At 44.2% G+C, this 25278-nt stretch carries 29 protein-coding genes, 2 tRNA genes and 1 rRNA gene; 23 read left to right on the forward strand and 9 right to left on the reverse strand.

Going from position 1 to position 25278, the window contains the following annotated elements; translation table 11 throughout:
* Positions 1-85: 85 nt before the first annotated feature.
* From MHN32_RS17685 to folX, 6 genes are all read left to right on the forward strand, one after another.
* On the forward strand, positions 86-3442 hold the full coding sequence (locus tag MHN32_RS17685) for an ATP-binding protein (protein WP_239422423.1): 3357 nt from the start codon (positions 86-88) through the stop codon (positions 3440-3442).
* Between the two features lie 95 nt (positions 3443-3537).
* Positions 3538-4164, forward strand: coding sequence for a DUF480 domain-containing protein (locus MHN32_RS17690; RefSeq protein WP_239422424.1), 627 nt, complete (start codon positions 3538-3540; stop codon positions 4162-4164).
* Positions 4165-4224: 60 nt separating this feature from the next.
* Positions 4225-5061 carry an ammonia-dependent NAD(+) synthetase gene (gene nadE / locus MHN32_RS17695; RefSeq protein ID WP_039490991.1) on the forward strand — a complete coding sequence of 279 codons (837 nt, stop codon included), beginning with the start codon at positions 4225-4227 and terminating at the stop codon, positions 5059-5061.
* Positions 5062-5133: 72 nt separating this feature from the next.
* A complete protein-coding gene (folM, locus tag MHN32_RS17700) occupies positions 5134-5850 on the forward strand; it encodes a dihydromonapterin reductase (RefSeq protein WP_130163249.1) in 717 nt (238 codons plus the stop codon).
* 6 nt (positions 5851-5856) lie between these two features.
* Positions 5857-6411, forward strand: coding sequence for a GTP cyclohydrolase I FolE (folE, locus tag MHN32_RS17705; protein WP_239422425.1), 555 nt, complete (start codon positions 5857-5859; stop codon positions 6409-6411).
* A 7-nt stretch (positions 6412-6418) separates the two neighbouring features.
* A complete protein-coding gene (folX, locus tag MHN32_RS17710; RefSeq protein ID WP_010378103.1) occupies positions 6419-6781 on the forward strand; it encodes a dihydroneopterin triphosphate 2'-epimerase in 363 nt (120 codons plus the stop codon).
* Positions 6782-6820: 39 nt separating this feature from the next.
* Here folX and MHN32_RS17715 read toward each other — a convergent pair whose 3' ends face one another.
* A complete protein-coding gene (locus tag MHN32_RS17715) occupies positions 6821-7249 on the reverse strand; it encodes a YqaA family protein (RefSeq protein WP_239422426.1) in 429 nt (142 codons plus the stop codon).
* A gap of 106 nt (positions 7250-7355) precedes the next feature.
* Here MHN32_RS17715 and MHN32_RS17720 point away from each other — a divergent pair, with 106 nt between their 5' ends.
* From MHN32_RS17720 to MHN32_RS17730, 3 genes are all read left to right on the forward strand, one after another.
* Positions 7356-7868 (forward strand): thioredoxin-like domain-containing protein, encoded by a 513-nt coding sequence (locus MHN32_RS17720; RefSeq protein WP_239422427.1) that lies wholly within the window; start codon positions 7356-7358, stop codon positions 7866-7868.
* A 12-nt stretch (positions 7869-7880) separates the two neighbouring features.
* Positions 7881-8345 (forward strand): DUF2721 domain-containing protein, encoded by a 465-nt coding sequence (locus tag MHN32_RS17725; RefSeq protein WP_010604205.1) that lies wholly within the window; start codon positions 7881-7883, stop codon positions 8343-8345.
* A gap of 101 nt (positions 8346-8446) precedes the next feature.
* Complete coding sequence (locus MHN32_RS17730) at positions 8447-8893, forward strand: cytochrome c (protein WP_102055819.1); 447 nt, start codon at positions 8447-8449, stop codon at positions 8891-8893.
* Between the two features lie 178 nt (positions 8894-9071).
* Here MHN32_RS17730 and MHN32_RS17735 read toward each other — a convergent pair whose 3' ends face one another.
* Positions 9072-9257, reverse strand: a complete 186-nt coding sequence (locus tag MHN32_RS17735) for a hypothetical protein (RefSeq protein WP_010604204.1) — start codon at positions 9255-9257, stop codon at positions 9072-9074.
* 288 nt (positions 9258-9545) lie between these two features.
* Here MHN32_RS17735 and MHN32_RS17740 point away from each other — a divergent pair, with 288 nt between their 5' ends.
* Entirely contained in the window at positions 9546-10331 is a 786-nt protein-coding gene (locus tag MHN32_RS17740; RefSeq protein ID WP_239422428.1) for a DUF2884 family protein, read from the forward strand.
* A gap of 38 nt (positions 10332-10369) precedes the next feature.
* On the opposite strand, the gene MHN32_RS17745 is transcribed toward MHN32_RS17740, so the two are convergent.
* Entirely contained in the window at positions 10370-11929 is a 1560-nt protein-coding gene (locus tag MHN32_RS17745; protein WP_239422429.1) for a PLP-dependent aminotransferase family protein, read from the reverse strand.
* On the opposite strand from MHN32_RS17745, the gene MHN32_RS17750 reads away from it, so the two are divergent.
* The gene (locus tag MHN32_RS17750; RefSeq protein ID WP_039490974.1) at positions 11928-12842 is read left to right on the forward strand and encodes a DMT family transporter; all 915 of its coding nucleotides are present in this window, start codon (positions 11928-11930) and stop codon (positions 12840-12842) included. The genes MHN32_RS17745 and MHN32_RS17750 overlap by 2 nt on opposite strands.
* A 41-nt stretch (positions 12843-12883) precedes the next feature.
* On the opposite strand, the gene MHN32_RS17755 is transcribed toward MHN32_RS17750, so the two are convergent.
* The gene (locus MHN32_RS17755; protein ID WP_239422430.1) at positions 12884-13726 is read right to left on the reverse strand and encodes a YegS/Rv2252/BmrU family lipid kinase; all 843 of its coding nucleotides are present in this window, start codon (positions 13724-13726) and stop codon (positions 12884-12886) included.
* A 285-nt stretch (positions 13727-14011) separates the two neighbouring features.
* On the opposite strand from MHN32_RS17755, the gene MHN32_RS17760 reads away from it, so the two are divergent.
* From MHN32_RS17760 to MHN32_RS17775, 4 genes are all read left to right on the forward strand, one after another.
* On the forward strand, positions 14012-14158 hold the full coding sequence (locus MHN32_RS17760; protein WP_017219379.1) for a hypothetical protein: 147 nt from the start codon (positions 14012-14014) through the stop codon (positions 14156-14158).
* Between the two features lie 224 nt (positions 14159-14382).
* Positions 14383-14473, forward strand: a tRNA-Ser gene (locus tag MHN32_RS17765).
* Positions 14474-14491: 18 nt separating this feature from the next.
* Positions 14492-14584, forward strand: a tRNA-Ser gene (locus MHN32_RS17770).
* Between the two features lie 127 nt (positions 14585-14711).
* A complete protein-coding gene (locus tag MHN32_RS17775; protein ID WP_045988067.1) occupies positions 14712-15461 on the forward strand; it encodes an MBL fold metallo-hydrolase in 750 nt (249 codons plus the stop codon).
* On the opposite strand, the gene MHN32_RS17780 is transcribed toward MHN32_RS17775, so the two are convergent.
* Positions 15458-16570 (reverse strand): aminotransferase class V-fold PLP-dependent enzyme, encoded by a 1113-nt coding sequence (locus tag MHN32_RS17780; RefSeq protein WP_239422431.1) that lies wholly within the window; start codon positions 16568-16570, stop codon positions 15458-15460. The genes MHN32_RS17775 and MHN32_RS17780 overlap by 4 nt on opposite strands.
* Complete coding sequence (locus MHN32_RS17785; RefSeq protein WP_239422432.1) at positions 16557-17744, reverse strand: monodechloroaminopyrrolnitrin synthase PrnB family protein; 1188 nt, start codon at positions 17742-17744, stop codon at positions 16557-16559. The genes MHN32_RS17780 and MHN32_RS17785 overlap by 14 nt, the downstream gene beginning before the upstream one ends.
* A gap of 116 nt (positions 17745-17860) precedes the next feature.
* Between MHN32_RS17785 and MHN32_RS17790 the strand changes: the two genes are divergently transcribed.
* The 3 genes from MHN32_RS17790 to MHN32_RS17800 all read left to right on the forward strand — a co-directional run bounded on the left by MHN32_RS17790 (position 17861) and on the right by MHN32_RS17800 (position 20789).
* On the forward strand, positions 17861-18328 hold the full coding sequence (locus MHN32_RS17790; protein ID WP_095727093.1) for an Lrp/AsnC family transcriptional regulator: 468 nt from the start codon (positions 17861-17863) through the stop codon (positions 18326-18328).
* A 63-nt stretch (positions 18329-18391) separates the two neighbouring features.
* The gene (locus tag MHN32_RS17795; RefSeq protein ID WP_239422433.1) at positions 18392-19666 is read left to right on the forward strand and encodes an alpha/beta fold hydrolase; all 1275 of its coding nucleotides are present in this window, start codon (positions 18392-18394) and stop codon (positions 19664-19666) included.
* On the forward strand, positions 19659-20789 hold the full coding sequence (locus MHN32_RS17800) for a GNAT family N-acetyltransferase (protein WP_239422434.1): 1131 nt from the start codon (positions 19659-19661) through the stop codon (positions 20787-20789). The genes MHN32_RS17795 and MHN32_RS17800 overlap by 8 nt, the downstream gene beginning before the upstream one ends.
* Here the strand turns inward: MHN32_RS17800 and MHN32_RS17805 are convergent.
* The gene (locus MHN32_RS17805; RefSeq protein ID WP_211858952.1) at positions 20769-21359 is read right to left on the reverse strand and encodes a DUF938 domain-containing protein; all 591 of its coding nucleotides are present in this window, start codon (positions 21357-21359) and stop codon (positions 20769-20771) included. The two genes, MHN32_RS17800 and MHN32_RS17805, sit on opposite strands and share 21 nt — an antisense overlap.
* Positions 21360-21525: 166 nt before the next feature.
* On the opposite strand from MHN32_RS17805, the gene MHN32_RS17810 reads away from it, so the two are divergent.
* The 5 genes from MHN32_RS17810 (at position 21526) to MHN32_RS17830 (ending at position 24618) form a co-directional block, all read left to right on the forward strand.
* Positions 21526-21708, forward strand: a complete 183-nt coding sequence (locus tag MHN32_RS17810) for a hypothetical protein (RefSeq protein ID WP_010378070.1) — start codon at positions 21526-21528, stop codon at positions 21706-21708.
* Positions 21709-21825: 117 nt separating this feature from the next.
* Positions 21826-22236, forward strand: a complete 411-nt coding sequence (locus tag MHN32_RS17815) for a hypothetical protein (protein ID WP_010604192.1) — start codon at positions 21826-21828, stop codon at positions 22234-22236.
* An 8-nt stretch (positions 22237-22244) separates the two neighbouring features.
* A complete protein-coding gene (locus MHN32_RS17820) occupies positions 22245-23621 on the forward strand; it encodes a class II fumarate hydratase (protein WP_239422435.1) in 1377 nt (458 codons plus the stop codon).
* Positions 23622-23728: 107 nt separating this feature from the next.
* Complete coding sequence (locus MHN32_RS17825) at positions 23729-24229, forward strand: hypothetical protein (protein ID WP_239422436.1); 501 nt, start codon at positions 23729-23731, stop codon at positions 24227-24229.
* 8 nt (positions 24230-24237) lie between these two features.
* Complete coding sequence (locus tag MHN32_RS17830; RefSeq protein ID WP_102055808.1) at positions 24238-24618, forward strand: hypothetical protein; 381 nt, start codon at positions 24238-24240, stop codon at positions 24616-24618.
* Between the two features lie 17 nt (positions 24619-24635).
* On the opposite strand, the gene MHN32_RS17835 is transcribed toward MHN32_RS17830, so the two are convergent.
* A complete protein-coding gene (locus MHN32_RS17835; RefSeq protein ID WP_010378060.1) occupies positions 24636-24821 on the reverse strand; it encodes a hypothetical protein in 186 nt (61 codons plus the stop codon).
* Positions 24822-25198: 377 nt separating this feature from the next.
* Positions 25199-25278 (reverse strand): 23S ribosomal RNA (locus MHN32_RS17840); the annotation flags it as partial.

A 25278-nucleotide genomic window follows, 5' to 3' on the forward strand; every position in this document is an offset into this window, starting at 1 on the left:
TTAAAACGTTTTATTTTGCTCAATTAGATTTCGCTTTGTGAGGACTGAACTATAGTTAAATCATCGTCTTCAACACAAAAGCACCATGATTTCTGAACTATCGACATCACCACTTAAATTTCGCTTTGTGAAATATAGCTTCTGGCTTCTGCTGGTCGTGATCATTGCGGTGGCATGGTATGTCGATCAAGTAAACTATCGCCGCTTAATCGCAATAGAAAAGAGTCGCTCGACCGAGGAAGTGAATGTCTACCGCACTAAAATAGAGGGTATTCTGGCAAAAAATGTACAACTTGTCAGAGGGCTAGGCATTGCCCTTTCAGGTCAATCCGAGCTATCTCAAGCTCGCTTCGAACAGCTCGCAAAACCCTTATTCGATAGTAGCCGAACCCTTCGCAATATCGGAGCAGCCCCAAATATGCGGCTCGACTATATTTATCCTTTAAAAGGCAATGAAAAAGCCATAGGCCTAAACTATCAAACCCATCCGACGCAAAAATACGGCGCATTACTCGCCAAAGAAAGTCGCGAAATCGTGATGGCAGGGCCACTAGAATTACTTCAGGGCGGGACTGGTTTAATCGCAAGAGTTCCAGTTTACACTGATAAAACCCACTTCTGGGGGTTACTCTCTGTCGTGCTCGATATGGATAACCTTTATCAACAAGCAAACTTTACCGCATTAGAAAGTCAATACCTGATTGCGATTCAAGGCGTGGATGGCAAAGGCCGAGAAGGTGATTATTTTTATGGCAACAGTAATATACATTCGCTTGCCCCCATCGCATTTAGTGTTAATGTGCCCTCCGGTGAGTGGGAACTCTACGCCGTGCCCCGCATTGGCTGGCAACCAGCAGTAACTGCAGTATGGCCTTTTCGCTTAGCAATCATCGCGCTGATTGTCATCTTTATTGCCGCATTTATCTTTATCACTCGACTGCTATCACAACTTCAACGCAATGCCTTATCACTGACCAATATGGGCATACTCGCAGAAGTTGGCGCATGGGAAATTAACGTCAAAACCCGTGATATTATTTGGTCGGACGTCACCCGTAGTATTTTCTGCGTGCCAAGGCAATTTCAGCCTACTTGGATGAATACGACAGAGTTTTTCAAAGCAGGTTTGCACAGAAAGCGCTTGCAAGACTGTATTGATGAACTTATAAAAACCGGCCATGAGTTCGAAGAAGAATTTATCATCCAAACCCAAAAGATGGATGACTTATGGGTGCTGGTGAAAGCACGCGCTATTCGCAGTGGCAAACGCACTAACCACATTTTTGGTTCCATTCAAAATATTCATAAACGCAAAATCATGGAGATGGAACATGATAAATTCGCCAAAAATAATGAGCTCCTTGCCCATTTGAGCTCTCACGAAGCCATCTTAAATAACCATCTCAGCAAAGCACTCACACTCTGTGCAGATACCTGTAGCAAAGGAGTGGAGGTTAATAAAGTTAGCATTTGGCAATTTAATGAGGATAAAAACCAGCTGATCCCAGTGTGTTTTTCAAATGCAGCGATGGATAACTTAGAGCACTTTCCTCCTTGGCGAAAAGCAATAGCGCCTGCGTTATTCAATGAAATTGAGAGTGGCCAAATAATTGCCGCGGAACAAGCTGAAAACCACCCAACAACAATGGCCCTCACCACAACGTACCTTGAGCCTTTTGAAATTAAGGCGATGCTTTGCTGCCCTATCAGTCATAAAAACCAAACCTTAGGCGTTCTTTGTGCAGAGTACGACATAATAAGTCCAGCTTGGGGTCAAAGCGATCTCCGTTTAATGAAGTCTATCGCCGCCATGTTAGGAAGCCTTTTTATCAATAAAGCCCACCAAAAGGCAAAAAATCAAGCCATCATTGATAAAGATTTAGCAGAGCAATCCGCAAAAATGAAGGCTGAGTTTTTAGCCAGCATGAGTCATGAGATACGCACCCCACTTAATGGTGTAATGGGTATGGTTGAGCTTGTCATGCACTCACAACTCACTTCGACTCAACACCACCAGCTCTCCTTGGCACATAGTTCAGCGAAATCTTTGCTCACTATAATTAATGATATTCTCGACTTTTCCAAAATCGAGGCTGGTAAGCTAACGATAGAATTTGTTGAGTGCGATCTTATCGAGATGCTCAGTAATATGCTGTCTGGGTTTGTGCGCGCCGCTGATGCCAACAATAACCGGCTGCATATCGATTTATCAGGTATGAAAGTCCATACCGCGCAAACTGATCCGAATCGCCTCAAACAAATTCTCAATAATTTGCTAAGCAATGCAATTAAGTTCACCCATGATGGTTCAGTGACATTAAGCTGCCATACAGAACAAACGGGCGAGCAAACTCGGCTTTGGTGCAGTGTAGAAGATACAGGTATCGGTATATCAAAGGAAAAGCTCAATAAAGTTTTTGATTCATTTACCCAAGCAGATATATCAACCACTCGGCAATATGGCGGTACAGGGCTTGGTCTCACCATTGCAAAGCAATTATCTCAATTGCTCGGTGGCGACCTACAAGCATTTAGTAAAGAACACGTTGGCAGCACGTTCTCCTGTAATGTGCTACTAACTGCTGCCAAACCCATTACCGAGCATGAAAAGTCTGATAATTCAACGTTATATATATTAAGCGAAATCAATGAAGACTATAGTAAACTACTGAAGCCTTGGCATATCACGTGCTTACACGTGCAGCAACTTGATATGCTCATGACTCAGCTACAACAACCATCCTCACATCTTGCTGTTATTTTGGATGCCAAGTTACTCAATGCCATACCACGGAAAAAGCAACAAGCACTCAAAACGCAGCTAACACAACAACAGATCGCTCATGTGGTTGCCGTTGAAGAACAAAGTAGTGAAACGCTCTCGCTATTTTCCTCTTGTGAGCGGGTGTACTACCCCATTACGCCATATGCAGCACTTCAGGTGTTCAACGCTGATTATCAAGATCCAGACAAGCCGAAATCCGTCAAAGCCGATTCACCGGTCAGTGCTGAACCCTTGTTAGCACGCTCAATCTTATTAGTGGAAGATAATCGGATAAACCAAACCGTTGCGATAACCATGTTAGAACGTTTAGGTGCAAAAGTAGTCTGCCAAGAAAATGGAGAGTTAGCACTTGCACACTTGCAATCGATTAACAAACCTTACGATGTTATTCTAATGGATTGTCAGATGCCGGTGATGGATGGTTATCAGGCAACACAGCAGATCCGCCAAGGTGTTGCCGGAAAAAACCATCAGAATAGCGTGATCGTTGCACTAACCGCCAACGCGATGCAAGGTGATAGAGAAAAATGCCTCAATGCAGGTATGGATGACTACCTCACCAAACCCATTGACTTTGATGAGCTAAAAGCCAAACTTCTGCAAGTAAAACCACAGCAAACAATGCAGGCACCTTCGTCTACGGCCCAACAAAGTTAGCTCGCACACTTTGCTACAGTAAATATTGGTATTATATTGCTACTATCAAGATGATGTTATACATCTCATCAGCAACAACAAAAATAAGGAAAGTGATGCAATTAGATACTCAAGAGCAACGCGTACTGGGTAGCTTAATAGAAAAGCAAGTCACCACCCCAGAACAATACCCCATGTCACTCAACGGCCTCACCAATGCGTGTAATCAAAAGTCGAATCGCGAGCCGGTAATGGAACTCTCTCAAAATGATGTGCTAGACACACTGACTCGCCTACAAGAAAAACGCTTAATTACCTGCGACGAAGCACTCTCTGGCCGCGTCGACAAGTACAGCCAGCGCTTTTGTAACAGTGATTTTGGCCACCTTAAAGTCAACGCGAAACAAAAAGCGATTATCTGTTTGTTGTTACTGCGTGGACCACAAACTCCAGGTGAATTGCGTACCCGCAGCGGCCGCCTCGCAGAGTTCAGCTCCGTACAGGACGTTGAAGCGACATTAAGTGCGATGCAAGAACATGATTATGTAGTTAAGCTTGCCAGAGAGCCTGGAAAACGAGAAAGTCGTTATCAACACTTGTTTGGTGACCAAGTCGTTGAATCAACAGCGCCTGCAAAAGCCATAACCGGCACCCAAAATGACAGCGAAATCGAAAGCTTAATTGCCGAGATTGAGCAATTAAAACAAGAGCTCGCCACCATCAAAGCACATTTAGGGCTTTAAAAAGCGCGTCAGCACCAACATAATAGAAGTTTATCGCCCCGATAGTATTGAGGAACCAGTATGCGTGAAGCAATCATGGCCGAAATGAAAGTTCAGCCAATTATTGACCCGGAATTTGAAGTCAAACGACGTGTCTCATTTTTAAAAGCACGATTACAAGCCTCTGGCTGCTTCACCCTTGTGCTTGGCATAAGCGGAGGAGTTGATTCGTCAACTTGTGGACGTCTATGTCAGCTAGCTATCGATGAACTCAATGCTGAACATGGTACTGGGGCTTATAAATTTATTGCCATGCGCTTGCCGTATGGCGTTCAAGCTGATGAAGATGAAGCGCAACTTGCACTTGAGTTTATCCAACCGAGTCAGCGCTTAACAGTCAACATCAAGCCTGCGGCGGATGCCATGCACGAGCAAGCACTTGCAGCCATGGCGGGTGGAAGCGTGCCACTGCCTTCACAAGCCAGCGTGGATTTTATTAAAGGAAACGTAAAAGCACGCCAGCGCATGGTAGCGCAGTACGAAATAGCAGGCCTGACTCGCGGTTTAGTCGTCGGCACCGATCACAGCGCTGAAAACATCACGGGCTTTTACACCAAGTTTGGTGACGGCGCCTGCGACTTAGCGCCCTTGTTTGGCCTGTCAAAACGCCAAGTTCGCGCACTAGCGGCTTTTCTCGGGGCACCTGCGGGACTAGTACATAAAGTACCGACAGCCGATCTCGAATGCGACCGCCCAGGCCTTTCCGATGAAGAAGCGCTAGGACTAAGCTATGACAATATTGATGACTTCCTTGAAGGTAAGCCTGTTAGCAGTGAAGTAAACGACAAACTTATTGCCATTTATCAGCGCACCCAACACAAGCGTCAACCAATTCCTACGGTATACGACGAACAATAGTATTGTTGGCAGGAGATAACCAGTTATTCATCCTGCCAACCTTAATTTCTCAATTCACAAGGTGATTAACGTATGAGCCCCGCAGCTGCACCTATTTTAATTACTGGTGGCGCACAGCGCATTGGACTTGCTTTGGTGAAACACTTTCTCGCTAAACAGCAAGCCGTCATATTGACGTATCGCACCAAACATCAAGTTATCGATGAACTAGCATCGCTAGGTGCCATTTGTATCAAGGCTGATTTTGACGAGCCAGAAGCAATCACGCAACTCAACAACCAAATTCGTGCCCATACCGACGCACTCAGTGCCATCATCCACAATGCATCGAGCTGGGATTGTGAAGCCAACAACCCTGATTTTTCAGCATTATTCGACAATATGATGCGGATCCACGCTAAAGTCCCTTATTTGATCAATCATGCCTTGAGCGACTTATTGACAGCTAGCAATAATGTCAGCGATGTGATCCATATTACTGACTATGTAGTAGAAAAAGGCAGTCCAAAACACATTGCCTATGCCGCAAGTAAAGCTGCATTAGATAACTTAACTCGGTCATTTGCCGCTAAGTTTGCACCTAGCATCAAAGTGAATAGCATTGCACCTTCTCTTATCATCTTTAATCAAGACGATAGTGACGAGTACAAGGCAAAAACCTTGAAAAAGTCTATTATGGGAATTGAGCCTGGTAGCAAAGAAGTTATCAATAGTGTCGACATGATACTCTCTAGCAACTATATGACAGGACGCACGGTACAAATCGACGGTGGCCGCCATTTGAGGTAACGCATTATGCAAGACAAATTACAACAGAGTTATAAAACGATTATTGACGCCGTGGGTGAAGATGCAGACCGCGAAGGATTATTAGATACGCCAAAGCGCGCAGCGAAAGCGATGGAATATTTGACTCAGGGCTACCGTCAAACACTGGATGAAATCACCAATAACGCGGTATTCAGCTCGGATGCCGATGATATGGTGCTGGTCCAAGATATAGAGTTGTACTCTATGTGTGAACATCACCTTCTACCTTTCGTTGGCCGTTGTCACATCGCTTATATACCTAACGGTAAAGTGCTTGGCTTGTCTAAATTTGCCCGCATTGTTGATATGTTTGCCCGACGTTTTCAAATCCAAGAGCAGCTAACTCATCAAATCGCCAAAGCCGTTGAGGAAGTCACCGGCGCAAAAGGCGTTGGCGTGATCGTCGAAGCCAAACATATGTGTATGATGATGCGTGGGGTTGAAAAACAAAACTCTAGTATGCGAACGTCTGTCATGCTTGGTAACTTCAGAAGCGACCCCAAAACCCGCAACGAATTTTTACAGTTAGTGAAAGGATAAGCACGCTATGTCGAATGCCATTATTAAGGTGACGAATTTAAGGCTACGTACCTTTATTGGTTTTAATCCCGAGGAGCGGGAAAAAAAGCAAGATGTCGTGATCAATATTGAAATTCACTACCCAGCGGATACGGCATGTTTAGATCATGATAACGTGGCTCACGCACTTAACTACAAAACGGTGACCAAAGCTGTCATCACACTGGTAGAAGAAGGGCATTTTTTGTTACTTGAGAAATTAGTGGCCGACATACTCGCTGAATGTCATCAGCATCAAGACGTGACATATGCAAAAGTCACCGTAGATAAACCGCACGCTTTACGGTTTGCTGATTCAGTGTCACTCACACTCGATTGGTACAGAAGCTAAGCGATAAGATCCTGATATTCACTTCCTTGCCTTCTGGTGTTAAGAAATCACCTGTAAGGCAAGGTAAATCACCAGTGCATAACGAACGCCTTTACCGAGCGCGACTAACACAAAAAACCACCCAAAAGAGGTCCGTAGAGACCCCGCTACCACAGTCAAAGGATCTCCGACTATGGGGAGCCAAGCAAATAGCAATGAAAACTTGCCGTAACGATTAAATAGTCCACAAGCCTTATCATATTGCTGTTGAGAAACCGGAAACCAGCGCTTATCCCGCCACTTAGCGATAAACCAGCCAAGATAATAGTTCACACAGCTACCAAGTAAATTACCTGTTGTCGCAGCCAACCATAACCAAACTAATTCACCCTGTTGTTTCACAACGAGCCCACTCAGCGCCAGTTCCGACGACGCAGGTAATAAGGTTGCGGCAATAAAAGCAAGCCCAAATAAAGAAAGATAAATCATATCAACGGCTATAAGAAATTGGACTTTAAGAAATCATCTAAGTGGGGCAATATACTGAAATGCGCGCAAGACTTCAAAAACACTGACACGGAAACAAGGAATAGACATGAAAACAACAATAAAAATGTTACTACTTAGTGCCGTTCTCACCACCGGATTAAGTGGCTGTAAGGCCTCTAACGAAGCACAACCACAAGCAGACGATGGCTATCAGACCTATATCCACACTGGCGACTCCTTTAAACATTTGCAATTTACGGATATCAAAAACCAAGCCGTTAGGTTCGATGCTAATCACAAAAAGCTGGTGATTTTATTTGCGACTTGGTGCTCTGATTCGCAGCGTTTATTGAGTGAACTAAAACAATCTGAATTACTCACCCAGGCCGAGTTAACCATCGTTGCCATTGGCCGAGAAGAAACTAACACTACACTTGAGCAGTTCAACGAAACCATGCAATTGCCCATCCATTTTGTTGCCGATCCCAATCGAGATATGTACAACACGTATGCCAATAAAGGCATTCCTAGAGTCATCTTGCTTGATGAGCGCAACCGAGTGATGCAAACCCTCCTCGGTGAGCAACCCAACACCTTATCAAAACTAAACTGGAATTAACGAGGTAACTATATGAATCCAGAAGTCGTTAGCATTCTCACGATGGCCAAAGTTATCCAAACCGCCGTTGCCCCTGTATTTTTAATTACGGGTATTGCTGCGACCTTAGGGGTACTATCAAACCGCTTAGCACGGATCACGGATAGGGCGCGTTTACTTGATCGCAAGATCAATACCACGCAAGATGAAGAGCTCAAAATGCACTTTAGCCGTGAAATGCGCGCACTATTAAAACGGTCTCGTTTTATTCACGTTGCATTTAGCATGAGTGTACTCAGTGCGTTGCTTGTGTGTGCAGTGGTTATGCTGCTGTTCATGTCACACTTGTACAGTATGCCATTGGGTATTACTTTATCGTCTTGTTTTATCGCCGCTATGGTGCTGCTTATTGGCGCGTTTATCTCTTTGCTGGGAGAAATCTTTTTAGCCACCCGCAGTATGCGCAGGGGCATGATATTCAAAGACATCGAGAGTTGATTATTTAAAACTAGTTGCCTCCGTCACAGGGCACTTATCGCAATTGTTTGATTATATTTGTAATTTACATTGAAAATAGGGAAAAATATTAGGGGTTTACTATGAAGAAACTACTTACCGTCACACTATTTAGCTGTCTTGCAGCAACAGCACAAGCTAACACTATGTTTGAATCGGCTGATGATGCAATTGAATACCGCAAAGCGTCTTTCCAATTGATCCGTTTCCAAATTGGCAATATGGGCGACATGCTAAAAGGCAAAGTACCATTTGATGCCGAAGTATTTAAACAACGTGCTCACAATGCTGCGCAATTATCGCAAATGCCTTGGGAAGCATTTATCGACGGTTCTGACAAAGGCAATACTGATGCCCTACCAGCCGTTTGGTCAAACAGAGCTGAGTTCGATGGTAAAGCCAAGCAATTTGCCGAGTATGCTCAAGCACTGGCTGTTGCAGCTGACTCAGGTGACAAAAAGCTGATTGCTTCTGCATTTAAAGATTGGGCAAAAGGCTGTAAAGACTGCCATAAATCTTTTAAAGATTAATCAAAACAAAACAGCCGCATATTTGCGGCTGCTTACTATCTGAATATCTCGTCACTTGCTTGGCTATCACCAACGACACAATAACTCAGACATCGCATTGAGTAACCCACAGCCCTGCTTAATCACACAGCCAAATTGAATTACTGTCAGTGCTAGACTCGTAGATGACGTTTAATGATCAGTCATCAATATAGTCGAAATCATCATCGCCTAGATTTCTACGTAGGCGTTTTTGCTCTAAGTAGTCGTCTAGCTTTCTTTTGACTTTACGCTTTTGCTTGTCATGTTGGTTACGACCCAACTTTTCAAATTCATCGTCTGCAAAATCATCATCAAGCGCATCGTAAGAGAATGTCTTACCCACAACTAACTCCAAAATAAAATAGTCATTAATAAAATGAGAGCCGTCTCTCAAGATCACTATTTAGCGCTAAATTGTCATTCTGAAAAGTGAGAGTTTCTTATCCTTACAATAAAAATTTTTTATCGCCTAATTCATTTTGACAAAAACAACTATATTTTAGTCAATTTCATCACTTTTAGAGCACATTAACTTTCAACAATATAACACAATATATTGATTTTACTTGGGTTTATATTTGGCACTGTTCTTGTAACAACAATCATGAAACTGAGCCAATAAGGATCGACCATGAATAAAATTTTACTACTAACAGCAGCAACAATGATGACAACCACCGTCGCTGCACACGAAAAAAATAACATCACGTTTAGCGGTGACAATTGTGAAGTAGAATTTCAGAATGACGTTAGGATCACACCTGATAACTTGGTGATCACAACGGCCAAAAACAAAACAGCTGAGATCAACAACCTTGGCGAACTGACACTCAATGGCGAGCGCATCGCACTTAATACACAGCAAAAAACGATGCTCACGCAATATGGTGATGAACTAAGAGGCCGCCTACCACAAGTGGCTGATATTGCTTTTGAGGGCATAAAACTAGCGGGCGTCGCCCTTAATGAAGTGGCACACACCTTTAATTTAACCAGTTTAGATAGCATCCATGCTGTGATCGATGATCTTGAAACAGAAGTGCAAAATACGTTTTATCAGCAAGGTGCGTTTGTGATGGGCAAGCAAACCTTTGATGAGTTTGGCCAAAATTTTGATAATCAGTTTGAAGAAAAAATCGAGACCGCAGTACAAGGTGCCATGATGCAATCGATAGGTAGCTTACTGGTTGCGATTGGCAACGAAATGTCAGATGCAAACGGTGATATGAGCAGCTTTGAACAACGTATGGAAAACTTCGCAACACAAATCGAAACCAAAGTTGAACAACAGGCAGAATCTATTGAGAAAAAAGCCGACGCACTGTGTGGCGATTTTGAACAAATAGCGAAAAACGAAGCTATTGTCGCAAGGTCTATCCCCGCCATGTCAGAGTACCAACTGTTTAAATTTAAATAATCTGACGTTGGCATAACTTACATCTAATTAAAGATACGTTATGCCAACCCTTTCCTTTGTGCATCGGCCAATTTCCCCAGCATTTTAATCGCTTGCTCTACCGACACATCCCACGGCAAACCATAACTGATACGTATACAATTTTGATACTTTTTGCTGGCACTAAATAGCGTACCAGGCGTAATACTGATCCCGCGCTCTAAGGCTTTTTGGAACAACAAGGCACCATCAACGTGCTTACCTAAGTCTAGCCACAGCACACAACCACCTTGCGGGCGACTGACTCTTACCTCACTACCAAACGCAACATTCACCGCTTGGATCATACGATCTCGATTCTCAATTAACCGTTTGCGGACCAACTTTAAATGGCGCTCGTAGCCTCCGGAGCTGAGAAAGTCCGCCAGTGCCCATTGATTCATTAAAGATGATGAGCAACTCAACGCACGTTTTATGCGCTTTGCTTTTGCACTAAATTGACTGGCGACCATCCAACCCACTCGATAGCTGGGCGCTGCGGTTTTTGAAAATGACGCACATGTGATCACTAAGCCCTTTTGGCTAAATGCTTGTGCTGGTATGCCACGCTGCTCGGTAAAATATAAATCGCCATACACATCGTCTTCTATCAACACCACGTCACGTTGCTCTAATAGTGCCACCAGCTGCGCACGCCTCGTATCTGGCATAAAGCTACCAAGCGGGTTACTAATACTAGTAGAAAACACACACGCTAGAATATCATGCTTTTCAAGTGCCCGTTCAAGGTCGCTCAGCCAAATGCCATCATCCGGGCAAACCGGTATTTCAATGGCCTTTAACCCTAAGTTTTCAGCCAGTTCAACAATGCCAAAATAACAGGGGGATTCAATCGCTATCACGTCTCCGGGCTTGGTCACCGCTTGTAACGCAATCGCCAATGCTTCTTGCGCGCCATTGGTGATCACCACTTCATCCATATCTATTGCTAAGCCCATATCCAAATAACGCCGCACGATTTGCTTTTTTAAACTATCTAAACCATCCATAGGACCATAATTAATGAGTTCATTCCCTGCTTCTTTCATTGCGCGGCGCATAATTTTGGCAAGCACCTGCTCGGTACCAGCAATGGCGATGGGATTGGCGATACCTAAGGGGATTGCATGCGGCTGATGGATCCCCTTATACACTTGTTCAATCAACGCCTGCTTGTTCACCACCACAGGTTTGGCGGGCAATCGTGCACGCTTCGGTGAGTCGTTGTGCGAGGCTCTGTGGCATAAAAAGTAGCCGGACTTCTCTTTGGCAATGACTTTTCCTTGATCTTCAAGTGCTTGATAGGCCTGCTTTACCGTTGGGATACTGACATTAAAGTTTTGCGCCATAACACGCAATGAGGGAAGCTTTTCGCCCGGTAAAATAGATTCTTGTTCTGCCATCGACAAGATCATTTGGATCACCTGCTGATAGAGAAAGGCGGAATGTTGGCGTTGAATAACGGTACTCATAAGCAATAATCTGTATAGGTATAAATTAGCAAATTCTGTATATAGCTTATACAGAATAACAGCGTAAACTACAGACTTCCACTGCTGTTTGAATCTAGAGCCGATCATGAAAAATCTATTTCTTTACGCCATCACTGTGTTGATTTGGGGATCAACATGGCTTGCCATTGAGTACCAACTTGGCAGCATCAACGAGTTTGTGTCGCTGTTTTACCGCTTTGGCCTCGCCGCGGTTTGTATGTGGGCGTTTGTCATCTATAAGCGTGTGCCAATGCGATTTTCTCGCCGAGATCACGGCTTTTTCATCCTCTTAGCGTTGTGTAATTTTGGTGCTAACTATCTCTTCTTGTATTGGGCTCAGGCACATTTAACGTCAGCAATGGCATCAATTGCGTTTTCATTATTATTGGTCGTTAACATCGTCAATACTAAGTTATTTTTTGCCAAACCTATTGCAAAGCGAATTTACTTTGGCGCATCACTGGGCACGCTTGGGATAGTCAGCTTGTTTTGGCACGATTTGGTCGCATTTGATTTGCAAAGCGAGGCCTTCTTGGGATTATCATTAGCTCTATTAGGAACAGTGGTCGCGTCACTCGGTAATATGGTGAGCGTGCGCAATTCCAATCAGCAAATTGATGTTATGGCAGGAAATGCGTGGGGCATGCTATACAGCGCTGTCATGTTAGCAACCTACGTCGCCTTTAGTGAACATCAGTTTATCAACCAAGCGCCGGCATCATATTGGTGGTCTCTGATTTACCTCAGCGTGTTTGGCACCGTCATTGCCTTTGGTTGTTATTTCTCACTACTCAAGAATATTGGGCCTGAGAAAGCGAGTTATTTGATAGTGTTATTTCCTTTTGTTGCCGTGGCCTTGAGTACCTTATTTGAAGGCTTTGAGTGGCAGCAAAACACCTTTATTGGATTTATTTTGGTCATCCTAGGTAATGCGATTGTACTCACGCCTTTAGATCGCATCTACGCTTGGTTGTCCATTCGGTCCCCAGTTAGAAGTTGAAGTCTTACCAATGCTTTAGCTTCTTACTTTTCAGCGCCATTTTATAATGGCGCTTTTTTTATGTTCAGAGCTTTGCGACAGCAAGTTATCGTCGCAGGCGTGCGCCCAACAATCTCGCCATCAGCCTCAATGTCATACCCCTCTTGTGCGATATAAAGCTCTGCAATGCGGCCGTGGTGCACATTTCTTGTACCCATGTGGCGTTTAAGTAGCATATTGACAAACAATACCATCCGCTGCCAATGCGTTTGCGGCGTGAACCACAGCAGCTCCAACTGACCGTCATCAAGACAAGCCATAGGAGCAGGAGTTAACCCTGCCCCAAAGTGTTTGCCATTCGCAAGTAACAACATCATACCCTGCTCAGGCCACGCATTGCTGTGATAGCGAATGAGCTTGGCAGTAAACAGCGACATTAATCCCGCATAGGTATAGCTCAGCTTTCCTAACCGTTTGGTTTGTCCTAAGTTATTCATGACATGCGCGTTAAAGCCAATCCCAGCAACATTGACAAACCAGCGCCCGTCCACTTTACCCAAGTCAATACTCGAGATCTTGTCTGAAAATACAGCTGCTCGCCACTGTGCTTTAGAATAATGAAACTGCCGAGCAAAATCGTTGCCCGTCCCCGCAGGCAGCAGCGCAAGCGTGTTATCCCGTTCAGCAATGGCATTGGCGACTAGATGCAAAGTGCCATCCCCCCCAATCACCACCACGCTCACTTCCGCCGTAGCTGCTTGAGCAATTGCGTCCCTATCTGCGACAAAGTTTCCAGTGGTATTAAACCAAGTTGCCGTCAACTGTTGTTGTTTTAATTGTTGCTTTAACCATGCAATTTGCGCTTTCCCCTCAGCACCCGCTAAAGGGTTGACTACCACCAGCATAAAAACCCTTAAATACAAAAACTCAACTTATATGAATAAAAAACCAAAACTAAAACCAAAAATAAAAAACAAAAACCACAAACACCCGTATTAATTGGGATGCAGCCTAATAAAGACAATCACACTTATGCATAACCATGCAAAAAAGCCATTAAAATAAAAATGAACAAACCATTAATTCATTAGTTATTTTTATCCGAAAACATCAATTTTTATCGTTTTAAATTTAAACAAATTGCGTGCAAAATAGCCTTGTTTTCAATCATAGTTTATTAGGAGCCAGACATGCTTAATTCAGCTGCACCTTGCAGCCCATCACAAAACACGTTTAACCAAACACAACCAACTAAACAACGTCGTATCAATTGGACGAAGTGGTTGGCAGTATGTGGTCAACACTTAGCGTTAAAAGACGTGATTATGTATAAGTAAGTCTGCACAGAGCATGGCGTCCCAACCCGCCATGCTCTCGTCAGCATTTGTTTCAATAGACCATAAAAGCACCACTTCAACCAGCATTTTTGTACAAAACCTCTTCGTCAAACCGCTAATTTCTAGCACAATTTTAAAAAAACCTCACTTTTAGCACATTTTTTAAGCAAACAGTTTAAAAACGGTTTACAGCGCCTAAATCGCTAAGTATTATCTTTGCCCATGGAGAGATGGCTGAGTGGTTGAAAGCACCGGTCTTGAAAACCGGCATACGTTAATAGCGTATCTAGGGTTCAAATCCCTATCTCTCCGCCATTTTTAAAGTATTGCGCCGGAGAGGTGGCCGAGTGGCTGAAGGCGCTCCCCTGCTAAGGGAGTATAGGGTTTGTAGCCCTATCGAGGGTTCGAATCCCTCCTTCTCCGCCATCACTTATAAGAAAACCGCTTAATTGCGGTTTTTTTATGTCTGCGATTTATCACTTCCACACACAACTGGTCAGATGTCTTTAACCTATGCTATGTTGAGATCTGATTGGGGAAATGAGTGTGACGAATGAAAATCCATGTCTTAGAAGGCTATATTCAACATATTTATCTGGTTGAACACGAAACGGGCCTGCTGTTACTCGATGGTTGCTGTCGTGCCGATGTTGAGTTGGTCTGCAACTACATCCTGCAACTGCAAAAGCCACTAAGCGCACTCAAACTGATTGTGGTCACGCATATGCACCCAGATCATGCCGGTGGCGCACACAAACTCAAAAAACTCACGGGCGCAAAGATTGCGGCCGCAAATGCCCCCAGTCAGTGGTATCGTGGTATTGATGGTGTCATGATGCACCTCTCCGATATGGCGCTGGCACTTTGGGTTGCAGGGAGAAAGCGCAAGGCCAAGCGTAACCTTTGGTATCCAAGACAATTATCACCAGACTTTTACCTAGCCGACGGTGATAACTTACCTTACTTTAACGAATGGCAAGCGATACACACACCCGGTCATACGGATAGAGATTTGAGCTTGTATCACCTCCCCAGTAAGCGCATTTATGTGGCGGATTTGACGGTAAAAGTGAAAGGGCAATTTGTTGCGCCTTTTCCGGTATTCTATCCACGCTTGTATCGCCAATCTCTTGCCAAAGTAAAGGCTCTACAACCCCACTCCGTGATCTTGGCGCATCAAGGAGAAGTGCTTGCAGAAGAAATTGATTTCAACGCATTGATAGCGCGCGCGCCCAAGCAACCAATGACACATTGGCGCTCGGTGAAGAAGAAGACTAAAAAAGCACTAGGATTAGGAAACTAGCTTTCGTTGATAACCCGCACCAACTGCGCGATGTCCTCCTGACTATTATAAATATGTGGTGAGACACGAATACCGTAGCGACGATTATCCACAGCAATATCTGCGTGCTTAAGCTGCTCCATCACTGCCTCATGCTGCGAGCCAAAATGCAAAATAGCGGTCCCAGAGCAAGCACTCTGTGCTGTAGGAGAGCGATAAAATTCAGGCAATGCCGCATGTAACTCAGATAACAAAGCAAAGTTGTACGCTCTTACTTGCTCAATCCCAAGCTCGGCAAAATAGCCAAGGCTGTGCCCCGCATAGATATAAGGTGCCACACTTGGTGTACCGCCCCAAAAACGCAGCGCACTTTCACTCAGCGCAAAATGATGAATATCAAACTCGAATGGATTTTGATGCGAGAACCAGCCAACGTCTTTTGGTTCGCAATAAGGCAAGACATCCTCATTCACCCAGATGAAACCTGCGCCAGGGCCACCGCAGCTCCATTTCACACAAGAGCCGATAACGCAATCCGCGCCCCACTCGCTTAAATTTATTGGTAATACACTAAGTGACTGAGCAATATCAATAATACTTCGACAACCATATTGGTTAGCAAGGCTAATGATGTCAGCAACAGGCGCCTGCTGACCGCTGTTCGAATAAACATGACTGACAAATACCCAGTCAATTTGCTCGTCAATATAGTGCTGCCACACACTTAAGTCGTGCATATTCATCGCTTCGGGAATATAAACAATCTCAATATTGTCCAGCGCATTTTGTAACGCAAATCCCATGCTGGGGAAGTCTTGCTCACTCATCAATACGCGTACTTTGCGAATGCCACTTTCGGGCAAACTCATCGCCCATTTCGTTAAACCACTGGAAAGGTTTGTTTGCGGACAAAACAGGCGCGCATCAGTGTGTAATAGGGAAGCTAGGGCTGAGGTAAAGCGATCAATACCGCTTAGCCACTGCTGCCAAGGCTCTTGATTTTGTTGTTGCCAGGGCACCATAAATTGCTGATGGAAATCTTCCACTGCAGATTTCAACATACGACCAACGGAATGACTCAATAAATAGCGACCCGTAGGCAAGTGAAAATCATCCCTATATTGCTTCATGCTTAACCCCTATTGCTTGGCGTAATCGTTTTAAATCATGATGCCGAGTAAAGATATCAGCGCGCTCGGCTGCAGCTCGTCTATCTCTTAAGTCTGCGAGTTCTTTGAGTAACACTTCAATCGGTGGACCACTGGCGGTCACTTTACTTAAGTGCTGTTGCTGCATTGCTTGCGAAGGTTTGGCGATATACTTTTCGACGAGTTGATTGTGATGTTGTATGGCCGTATCTCCATGCAGCTTACACACTTGTATAAACAAGCTACAGGCAGGGCCAAACCAATCACTTTTCGGTCCTTTCACTGCACTCAGAAACGCATCCATTAAATTAGGCGTACGCATGCATTCACGCAGGGTTGCTTGGTCTTCTGGCATCATATAGAGGAATTTTTCCACCAGCATTTGACCATAACTAATGTCATTCGCCGGGCATAACCCCAACATCATATCGATAACATTGATACCCGCAAAATCTCCAGCGTTTGCACCACGATAGACCTCTTTTCCAACTCGGTAAGGTTTGTAATAGGGTCGTACAACGTAAAAGAATGCCTCGGTATCTAGCTCCTTAAATAACTCTCGATTAGACTCTATCACCTCAAGCAGCGCTTGCTTAACTTGTTTGAGTAGCACCAATGACATGGGATGAGAAATTCCCAAATGATGCACTTTCATTAACGATTCGGACGCACGTTTATAGGCAAGAATGGCCTGAGTATTGTAGTCGATGAATAAGCGCTCTGCCGGATGAGAAGTAAAGCGCTTATACACGCCGTTGATTGCGCGGTTATGTGTGGTGAGATGAGCCGTTGCGAAGCGCGGCGTAACCCCCAAAGAGGCACCAATGTGCATGGCCAATGCCGATGCTTGCGTTAGTGGAGACACCTTTTCACGGCTTGGCTCGGTAATTTCGTGGCGTCTGCATGCAGCCATAAATAGACCAACATTACCGAGTAAGTCGAATGCTTGCTCAAAGCCTTCGTCGGTATTGCCTTCTTCTAGCAAGGCTTGGATCAGTTGATTACCTTCTTCTAATAACTGTGCTTTTAGCGTTTCACCAACGCCTTCAACGTTTGCTTTATCCTGCTGCTGCCAATAAAGATGTTCAAGCTTGTCATTAAGGTCGACAAACGGACCTCTAATCCAAGCGTCAAATTGTACGGCTAATGGACTCATGATTACTTCTCGTGATTATTCCATAGTTAAGGCTAGCAAATCACCACGAGCATAATTTGCCAATTTTCTCTAAAAGTTTGATACTGATTAGCAAGAATCACTCTTTTATTTGGTTTATGTCGGTAAATCTAGATACCAAGGACAAATTGCTCCTTAACGCCTTGCAACATAATGCACGTTTGAGTAATGCCTCACTCGCCGAAAAGGCAAACCTTTCCGATACTCCCTGTCTTCGACGCGTAAAACGCTTACAAGATACAGGAGTAATTTCAGGCTATCATGCGGCACTTGATAGAGCGCAAGTTGACCTAAGTATTTTGGTTTATGCATTTATAAAGCTCAGTGAAAATACCGCAACTGCAGCGCATTTATTTGAACAACACGTGGAATCTGAAGATCAGGTGATCAGCTGTTCGGTGATCTCCGGAAGTTATGATTACCTGTTGGAAATCGTAGCAAAGGATTTGCCCAGCTATGAACAGTTCGCCAAACATCAACTGGGGGCCTGTAAGGTGATTAGCGGGATTGAATCAACGATTGTACTAAAGCAAACTTTTGCAAAACGCATATTACCGATCCGCTAACCATTTTTATCGTCATCTGTTCTCGCTATACTGCATGTGATTTTATGCTCATAAGGACCGACAATGCGCCACTACCTTACCTCCACAGTATTTGCTTTTAGCCTGCTCGGCTCACCTTTGGTCATCGCACAAGACTGTGTTACCCAAGTGAGTGATATGTCGCTATTCACCAAGAGCAAAGCGTCGGGGTTATTCCGCGAAGCAATCGATAAAGGCCCCGTCACCGTTGATATAGGGAATATAAAAAACTATAACGATTATATTCGTTCGACTAAGCAAATTATTGAAAGCCGCAATCCTCGCGCTACACTGCCGTGCCCGTTAATGACGCCCACTGCAAAAATACTCAACCTGACAAATCCCAAGGTAAGTGACTTAATCGCGCCATTTTCACTTGAGCATGACAACAAAGATCACGCCATTTTACTTATCCATGGTCTGACCGATTCTCCTTTTACTTTTCACTACCTTGCGGCAGCGCTCTATGAAGCGGGATATAATGTCAGAACCATGTTACTGCCAGGCCACGCGACTGCACCAAGCGATTTAACCGAAGTTGATATTGACGATTGGCAAACCCATACGGATTATGCCATCGCACAGACGAGCCAAGATTTTAAGCATTTTTCCGTACTTGGTTACTCCACTGGTGCCGCCATAGTGCTGAGTAGCATAGCGAAGCACAAGCCCAATAATTTAGGCTCTGTTGCACTTATCTCACCCGCCACAGAGCCACATAATAAGAACGGTTGGCTAGCCAAATGGATTGATTACGTGCCATTTGTCAATTGGATAGATGAAGACGCAGATTTGGATTTCGCCAAATATGAATCTTTCCCATGGCATGGCGCAACGTTAGCCCATCAGGCTATGGCGCCACTCAAATCACTCACCACTTTGCCAGATGTACCGATGTTTATCAGCTATAGCGATGTCGATACCACCATAGACAATCATGCAACGGCAAAGCTGCTAGAAAAATGGCAACCTAAATCAACATTGACCCAATTTATCTACTCGGAAACGCCATCGACTAAGCAAGGTGTGAATTATCGGAGCGTGAAAGCCGACAACATTGTCGATATGTCTCATATTGGTATTTTGCAGCCACCTGAACATATTTTTTACGGCAGCAAAGGGCCTTATCGTAATTGCACCAGTTACCACTTAGAAGACCAAGCCTTCATTAACTGCCGCACAGGTAAAACTGTCCATTTTGGCGAGCGTCACGAGAAAAGCATGACGCAATACACCGCTCTTGCGCGGATCACGTTTAACCCTGATTACAGCAACTTTGAGCAAGCACTGCTCGCATTTTTTGACGGCCACAATGACTGAGTACCAACACAGGTTTATTCATTCCCTGACTGAAGTGACAGAAGCACAGTGGGACTGTGCTTCACCATCACATGTATTTACGAGCTACGCGTGGCTGCTTGCATTAGAGTCGAGCGGCTGCACCAGCAAAGAGACTGGCTGGATACCACATCACCTAATGATTGAACGCCAGGGCGAGTTGATTGCAATTTTACCAGGCTATATTAAATCGCACTCTTATGGCGAGTACGTTTTTGATTGGGCTTTTGCTGAAGCCTACGAGCGCCATGGATTAGATTACTATCCGAAATGGCTATGTGGCGTCCCCTTTACGCCCACTCAAGGGCCAAGAATATTAACGAAACGTCTATCTTCTTGCTTGCTTGAATATATTGACGCTACGCTCACAAGCCTCGCCCAGCTAGGCATTAGTGGAGTCCATATTAATTTTTGTCGTGAAAGCGATTTTCTCACTCAAAGTCATTTAACGATGCGCCGCAATGTGCAATTTCATTGGCATAATCGAGGTTACGCCGAGTTCGCTGATTTTCTCGCACGACTCACATCAAGAAAGCGTAAAATGGTCATGAAAGAGCGCCAAGCTGTGACCGCCCAGGGTATTAACATAAGCTGGACTGTTGGCAGAGAAATAAGCACAGCACAACTTGATGCCTTTTTTCTCAGTTACCAGCTCACCTATCTTAAACGCTCGCGGCACCACGGCTATCTCTCTCGCGACTTTTTTCAGCAAGTTATCACCTCAATGCCAGATAAGCTTCGTCTTTGCTGCGCTTACTTAAACCACGAAATTATTGCCACTAGTTTATATCTTGTGGATGGTGATACCTTGTATGGTCGCTATTGGGGCGCAATTGAGGATAGTTACGACTTTTTGCATTTTGAGCTGTGTTACTATCAAGGCATAGAGTACGCCATTGCTAATCAGCTTGCTGTCTTTGACGCGGGTGCTCAAGGCGAGCACAAGTTAGTGAGGGGTTTTGAGCCGGTGTGGAGGCAATCGTATCACCGCTTATTTCAACCTGACTTTCAACACGCGCTTGAGGATTTTACCAAGCGCGAAGCGGACGCACTCGGGCATTACTTTACCGAGTGCCAAGCAAAGCTACCGTTTAAACACCAATAAGCGATTATTAGCCGGCATCGCATAGTCTTGCTGTAGTGTAAGTCCTTGCTCTGCCGCAAGCGCCAATACCCATTCTTGATCGCGAATGCCACTCTCTTTGTCTTGCGATTTTAAATATGCATCAAACTCTCGGTTACTCTCGCTGGTAAATTCACCTTGATAATTAAACGGCCCATAAACTATCAGGTAGCCGCTTTCTTTAAGGTGTCGTCCAACTCCTGCGATTAAGCGCTCAACGAGTGTTGATGACACAATGTGCAAGGTATTAGCGGTATAGATCACATCATAACGCTGATTAACAGGCCACCCATGGTACAAATCTAGCGCCAATGGCGGTAAAGCATTTTCTAACTCGGCGTCATCAAGCCACGCTTGAATACCTGCGTGATTAACCTCCCTGTCCGCCGTCTGCCACGTTAAATGCGGTAACGCCGCAGCAAAGTGCACCGCATGTTGACCCGTACCAGAGCCTACCTCTAACACTTCCAAAGGTTTATTTAGATAGGGAGTGAGCTTTTCTAATATTGGCTGTTTATTGTTTTCACACGCTTGAGAGTATGGTTTTGTCATCTCGTTTGCACTATTTTGATCGATTTATGCGCCCCATTGAGGCAAGAATCTATCTCAATTGCAAGGTAAATAGCTAAAACTTCCACTAAGCAATTAAAATTAGAAAAGAAATTTATTTTGGTACAACTTCTGCTAAGTTTAAAGAGTACTAAGAGGAGAAGCGAGCATGAAAATTTCAGAGATCACCCAAATGCCAAGCCAACTTAAAAGCGAAGGACTTGTCCTGAAGAAGCGTAAAAATACCTTCACGAAAAGTCGCGCTTACCGACAAGAAGTCGCTAACCTGATGCAACTCGAAGAACAAGAGAAAGAGCATTCAGAGCAGCAATATCTCCTCGGCTATAATTAAGCTGAATCACACTTTCTTAAATTCATTTCAGACTCATAGTGAGCTGCTATGGTGAATGCTAAACAAATTGTTTGGCAGTGCGAATACTAAAGCTTGAATTGCCAACCAAACGATGTAATGATAACCATTATCATTACATCGTTTGGTTTTGTATTTATGCAGCTAGCTACTTTATTACAAACTTATCGTGCGAAGCTTAATCGCCACTGCCAGCGACCACAACTTGAGGCGCCGCTCTTGGTTGCGGAATATATTTCGGCAGGCATAGGCATGGCGAAATGGTACGAGCGCCATAATAACCCGCTGCTGCAAGAGCTTTATCTTAAAAATACATTGTCCGAACTGTTAGAACAGATTGCCGATCCACTCGTTGATACAGCCATACGTAAACAATGCATGGATCAATTATTTAAACCTTTGTTGGCACTAAAACGGTTTTATAAACATCACCATACTTCGTCACGGCAATTTTTGAAGCTCCAGCGAGATGCGTGCCAAACCTGCCAGCAGTTTAACCCTTTTTATTAGGAGCAACGATGACTACATTTCGTCAAGAATCCGATAGTATGGGAACATTAGATGTTCCTGAGCATGCGCTCTACAAGGCGCAAACACAACGCGCTGTAAATAACTTTCCTATTAGCGGGATCACAATGCCAAGTAGCTTTATCAAAGCCTTGGCCTATATCAAACAAGCCGCAGCAGAAACCAATCAATCCCTTGGCCATCTATCAAGTGATAAAGCAAAAGCAATTGTGAGTGCCTGTCAGCAGCTCATTGATGGCAAACACTTAGATCAATTTCCAGTGGATGTCTTTCAGACTGGTTCTGGTACCAGTTCAAACATGAATGCCAACGAAGTGATAGCTACTCTAGCTACTGAATTGAGCGGTGTCTCAATTCATCCTAATGATGACGTTAACATGGGTCAAAGCTCAAACGATGTGATCCCAACGGCGATTCACGTGAGTAGTGCAATCACAGCGGTGTATGACCTTCTACCAGCACTAAAACACTTATCTAGTAGTATTGAACAAAAAGCAGAGCAAGTTGGCCATCACGTCAAAACTGGCCGGACGCACTTGATGGATGCAATGCCAGTGACCTTTGCACAAACATTAAGTGGCTGGCAAGCGCAAGTAGATAATGCCTGTCAGGGCATTGTTCATTCCTTAGAAAAAGTCTACGAGTTAGGTCAAGGTGGAACAGCGGTAGGCACAGGTATTAATGCCGATCCTCAGTTCGCTAAATTATTTAGCCAAAACCTGAGCACTAACATCGGGATCCGTTTCAGTAAAGGCAACAACTTTTTCTATCATATCGGCTCACAAGACGCGATTGTGGGACTTTCAGGCCAACTTAAAACCTTTGCAGTAGCACAAATGAAGATAGCCAATGACTTGCGCTGGATGAATTCAGGACCGCTTGCTGGCCTAGGTGAAATCGAGCTTGAAGCGCTACAGCCAGGCTCTTCAATCATGCCAGGTAAAGTAAACCCAGTTATTCCAGAAGCGGCTGCAATGGCCAGTGCTCAAGTGATAGGTAATGACGCAACGATTAGTGTTGCAGGCCAGTCTGGCAATTTTGAGCTGAATGTTATGCTGCCAGTGATTGCATTAAATATTTTGCAAAGCATTGAGATCCTCTCAAATACCGCGAGGCTACTTGCGGACAAAGCTATTTCAAGCTTTAAGGTGAATGAGCAGAATATTCAAAAGGCACTGGCTAAAAACCCGATTTTAGTTACCGCGTTAAATCCTGTGATCGGGTATGAAAAAGCAGCACAAATTGCCAAGCTTGCCTACAAAGAAGGGCGTCCAATCATAGAGGTCGCTGCTGAGCAAACCGATCTGAGTGAACACGAGCTCCAATCATTACTCGATCCACAAAAACTCACCAAAGGCGGTCTATAGCGCTGTCCCTCACAGCCTGCAATCACATATAGTGTATGCAGGCTGCAGAGCTTGCTATTCCTTAAGGACTTGCGTAGTTTATTTAGCAAACATTAGGAGAGCATATAATGAACAAGATGATCCCCACTTTACTTGCAACCTTTTTGCTGTTTGGTTGCCAAGAAGAAGTAACTAAAGAAGAGGCTGTAGAACAAAAAGCACAAGAGACCAAGCCTGTAAGCGAAAAGCACACCGAAATTAAAGAATCAAAAGAAGCAAGCTTACCTATTCAACAAGATGGTAAAAAGCTCGATACCTCTGACATCAAAACCCATAAACAATCATTGGAAAGCGTCGTGGCCGACAAAAGCTGTGATAACGATACCCAGTGTAAAGTCATTGCCGTTGGCGATCGTGCCTGTGGTGGCCCCTCTTCTTATCTAGTGTATTCAACAAGATCAGCAGATGAGGCCCAAGTTAAGCAGTTAGCGGAGCAAATTACTACAGTAGAGCGCGCCTATAATATGCAAAATCAGATGATGAGTATCTGTCAGCATTTAATTGAACCCGCAACACAATGCGTTGAAAATAAGTGTGTTAAACTAGAAAATAGTCGTCCTACATACTAGAGGCAATAATGAAGTTAGCTATTTCTCTCGCTTGCATCGGCACACTAATTGCGGCGTTATCTGGCTGTGAAATAACACCAAGCGATGCAACAAGTCGCTCGAATGCTACGCATACACTCAGCGATATAAAAGCAAATATAGGATGTGATGCAAGCTATCAGTGTAAAGTAATTGGAGTAGGTGAGCGATTAACCTGTGGTGGACCAAGAGAATACCTGATCTACTCAACGAAGCATACTGATGAGCAAGATGTAGAAGCTGTCGTTAGCGCCATTACAGAGCAAGAAAAGCTGAATAACAAAGGAAAAGCGCCAGCGGTTAGTTGTGAACCTGTAATGCCAATACAAACACTATGTATTGCCCATACCTGTCAGGCTGTGCCTCTATAGACTGATGAGCACTCAGGTTATCGGATAAGCTCATTGATCACTGAGATCACCATCACTAACAGCGCACAAATACTCGCATTAATAATGTACTTCACTTCAAGCTGCTTCTTAATCCAATAGCTATACATAAAGCGAATTAAGTAAGTGGCTGAAGTACCAAACAATGCAAATATTACCAACAGTGCAATTAAATGAAATGACACACTAAGACCCCCTGTTTTTAGCCCATCATATCGTTAATTGACCCTTCCTTATAGCCCTTATTGCATAAAACCATATAGCAGCTTCTCGCTTGCAAATGCTCGGTGGATAAACCACCTCCCACCATGTTGCACTGTGCCTATACTGTGGTAGGAGCGCATTTACTTAGGTTTAGAAAACCTCGCGAGATTTTTAAATCACACATAGCAAAAAACCCGTCGCATTGCTGCAACGGGTTTCTCTTATTTGGCCCTGGCGATGTTCTACTTTCACATGGGTAATCCACACTATCATCGACGCTGTTTGGAAAAAGCGATTAAATTCTTTTGTCTACTTTAGTCTATTAACTTCTGTCGCTTATAAACCACTTTGGCGTTGTATGGTTAAGCCTCTCGGGTAATTAGTACGAGTTAGCTTAATGCCTCACAGCACTTCCACATCTCGCCTATCAACGTTGTA

This window comes from Pseudoalteromonas sp. Of11M-6 (assembly GCF_022347905.1).
GTDB lineage: Bacteria > Pseudomonadota > Gammaproteobacteria > Enterobacterales > Alteromonadaceae > Pseudoalteromonas.

Coding starts and splice junctions, on each gene's coding strand:
- MHN32_RS17810 (WP_010378070.1), top strand. CDS start 21,526: ATGAAAATTTCAGAGATCACCCAAATGCCAAGCCAACTTAAAAGCGAA.
- MHN32_RS17720 (WP_239422427.1), top strand. CDS start 7,356: ATGAAAACAACAATAAAAATGTTACTACTTAGTGCCGTTCTCACCACC.
- MHN32_RS17755 (WP_239422430.1), bottom strand. CDS start 13,726: ATGCTGGTGGTAGTCAACCCTTTAGCGGGTGCTGAGGGGAAAGCGCAA.
- MHN32_RS17685 (WP_239422423.1), top strand. CDS start 86: ATGATTTCTGAACTATCGACATCACCACTTAAATTTCGCTTTGTGAAA.
- MHN32_RS17785 (WP_239422432.1), bottom strand. CDS start 17,744: ATGAGTCCATTAGCCGTACAATTTGACGCTTGGATTAGAGGTCCGTTT.
- MHN32_RS17790 (WP_095727093.1), top strand. CDS start 17,861: ATGTCGGTAAATCTAGATACCAAGGACAAATTGCTCCTTAACGCCTTG.
- MHN32_RS17825 (WP_239422436.1), top strand. CDS start 23,729: ATGAACAAGATGATCCCCACTTTACTTGCAACCTTTTTGCTGTTTGGT.
- MHN32_RS17775 (WP_045988067.1), top strand. CDS start 14,712: ATGAAAATCCATGTCTTAGAAGGCTATATTCAACATATTTATCTGGTT.
- MHN32_RS17725 (WP_010604205.1), top strand. CDS start 7,881: ATGAATCCAGAAGTCGTTAGCATTCTCACGATGGCCAAAGTTATCCAA.
- MHN32_RS17740 (WP_239422428.1), top strand. CDS start 9,546: ATGAATAAAATTTTACTACTAACAGCAGCAACAATGATGACAACCACC.
- MHN32_RS17760 (WP_017219379.1), top strand. CDS start 14,012: ATGCTTAATTCAGCTGCACCTTGCAGCCCATCACAAAACACGTTTAAC.
- MHN32_RS17730 (WP_102055819.1), top strand. CDS start 8,447: ATGAAGAAACTACTTACCGTCACACTATTTAGCTGTCTTGCAGCAACA.
- MHN32_RS17830 (WP_102055808.1), top strand. CDS start 24,238: ATGAAGTTAGCTATTTCTCTCGCTTGCATCGGCACACTAATTGCGGCG.
- MHN32_RS17795 (WP_239422433.1), top strand. CDS start 18,392: ATGCGCCACTACCTTACCTCCACAGTATTTGCTTTTAGCCTGCTCGGC.
- nadE (WP_039490991.1), top strand. CDS start 4,225: ATGCGTGAAGCAATCATGGCCGAAATGAAAGTTCAGCCAATTATTGAC.
- MHN32_RS17805 (WP_211858952.1), bottom strand. CDS start 21,359: ATGACAAAACCATACTCTCAAGCGTGTGAAAACAATAAACAGCCAATA.
- MHN32_RS17750 (WP_039490974.1), top strand. CDS start 11,928: ATGAAAAATCTATTTCTTTACGCCATCACTGTGTTGATTTGGGGATCA.
- MHN32_RS17780 (WP_239422431.1), bottom strand. CDS start 16,570: ATGAAGCAATATAGGGATGATTTTCACTTGCCTACGGGTCGCTATTTA.
- folM (WP_130163249.1), top strand. CDS start 5,134: ATGAGCCCCGCAGCTGCACCTATTTTAATTACTGGTGGCGCACAGCGC.
- MHN32_RS17745 (WP_239422429.1), bottom strand. CDS start 11,929: ATGATCGGCTCTAGATTCAAACAGCAGTGGAAGTCTGTAGTTTACGCT.
- MHN32_RS17820 (WP_239422435.1), top strand. CDS start 22,245: ATGACTACATTTCGTCAAGAATCCGATAGTATGGGAACATTAGATGTT.
- folE (WP_239422425.1), top strand. CDS start 5,857: ATGCAAGACAAATTACAACAGAGTTATAAAACGATTATTGACGCCGTG.
- MHN32_RS17690 (WP_239422424.1), top strand. CDS start 3,538: ATGCAATTAGATACTCAAGAGCAACGCGTACTGGGTAGCTTAATAGAA.
- MHN32_RS17715 (WP_239422426.1), bottom strand. CDS start 7,249: ATGATTTATCTTTCTTTATTTGGGCTTGCTTTTATTGCCGCAACCTTA.
- MHN32_RS17815 (WP_010604192.1), top strand. CDS start 21,826: ATGATAACCATTATCATTACATCGTTTGGTTTTGTATTTATGCAGCTA.
- folX (WP_010378103.1), top strand. CDS start 6,419: ATGTCGAATGCCATTATTAAGGTGACGAATTTAAGGCTACGTACCTTT.
- MHN32_RS17800 (WP_239422434.1), top strand. CDS start 19,659: ATGACTGAGTACCAACACAGGTTTATTCATTCCCTGACTGAAGTGACA.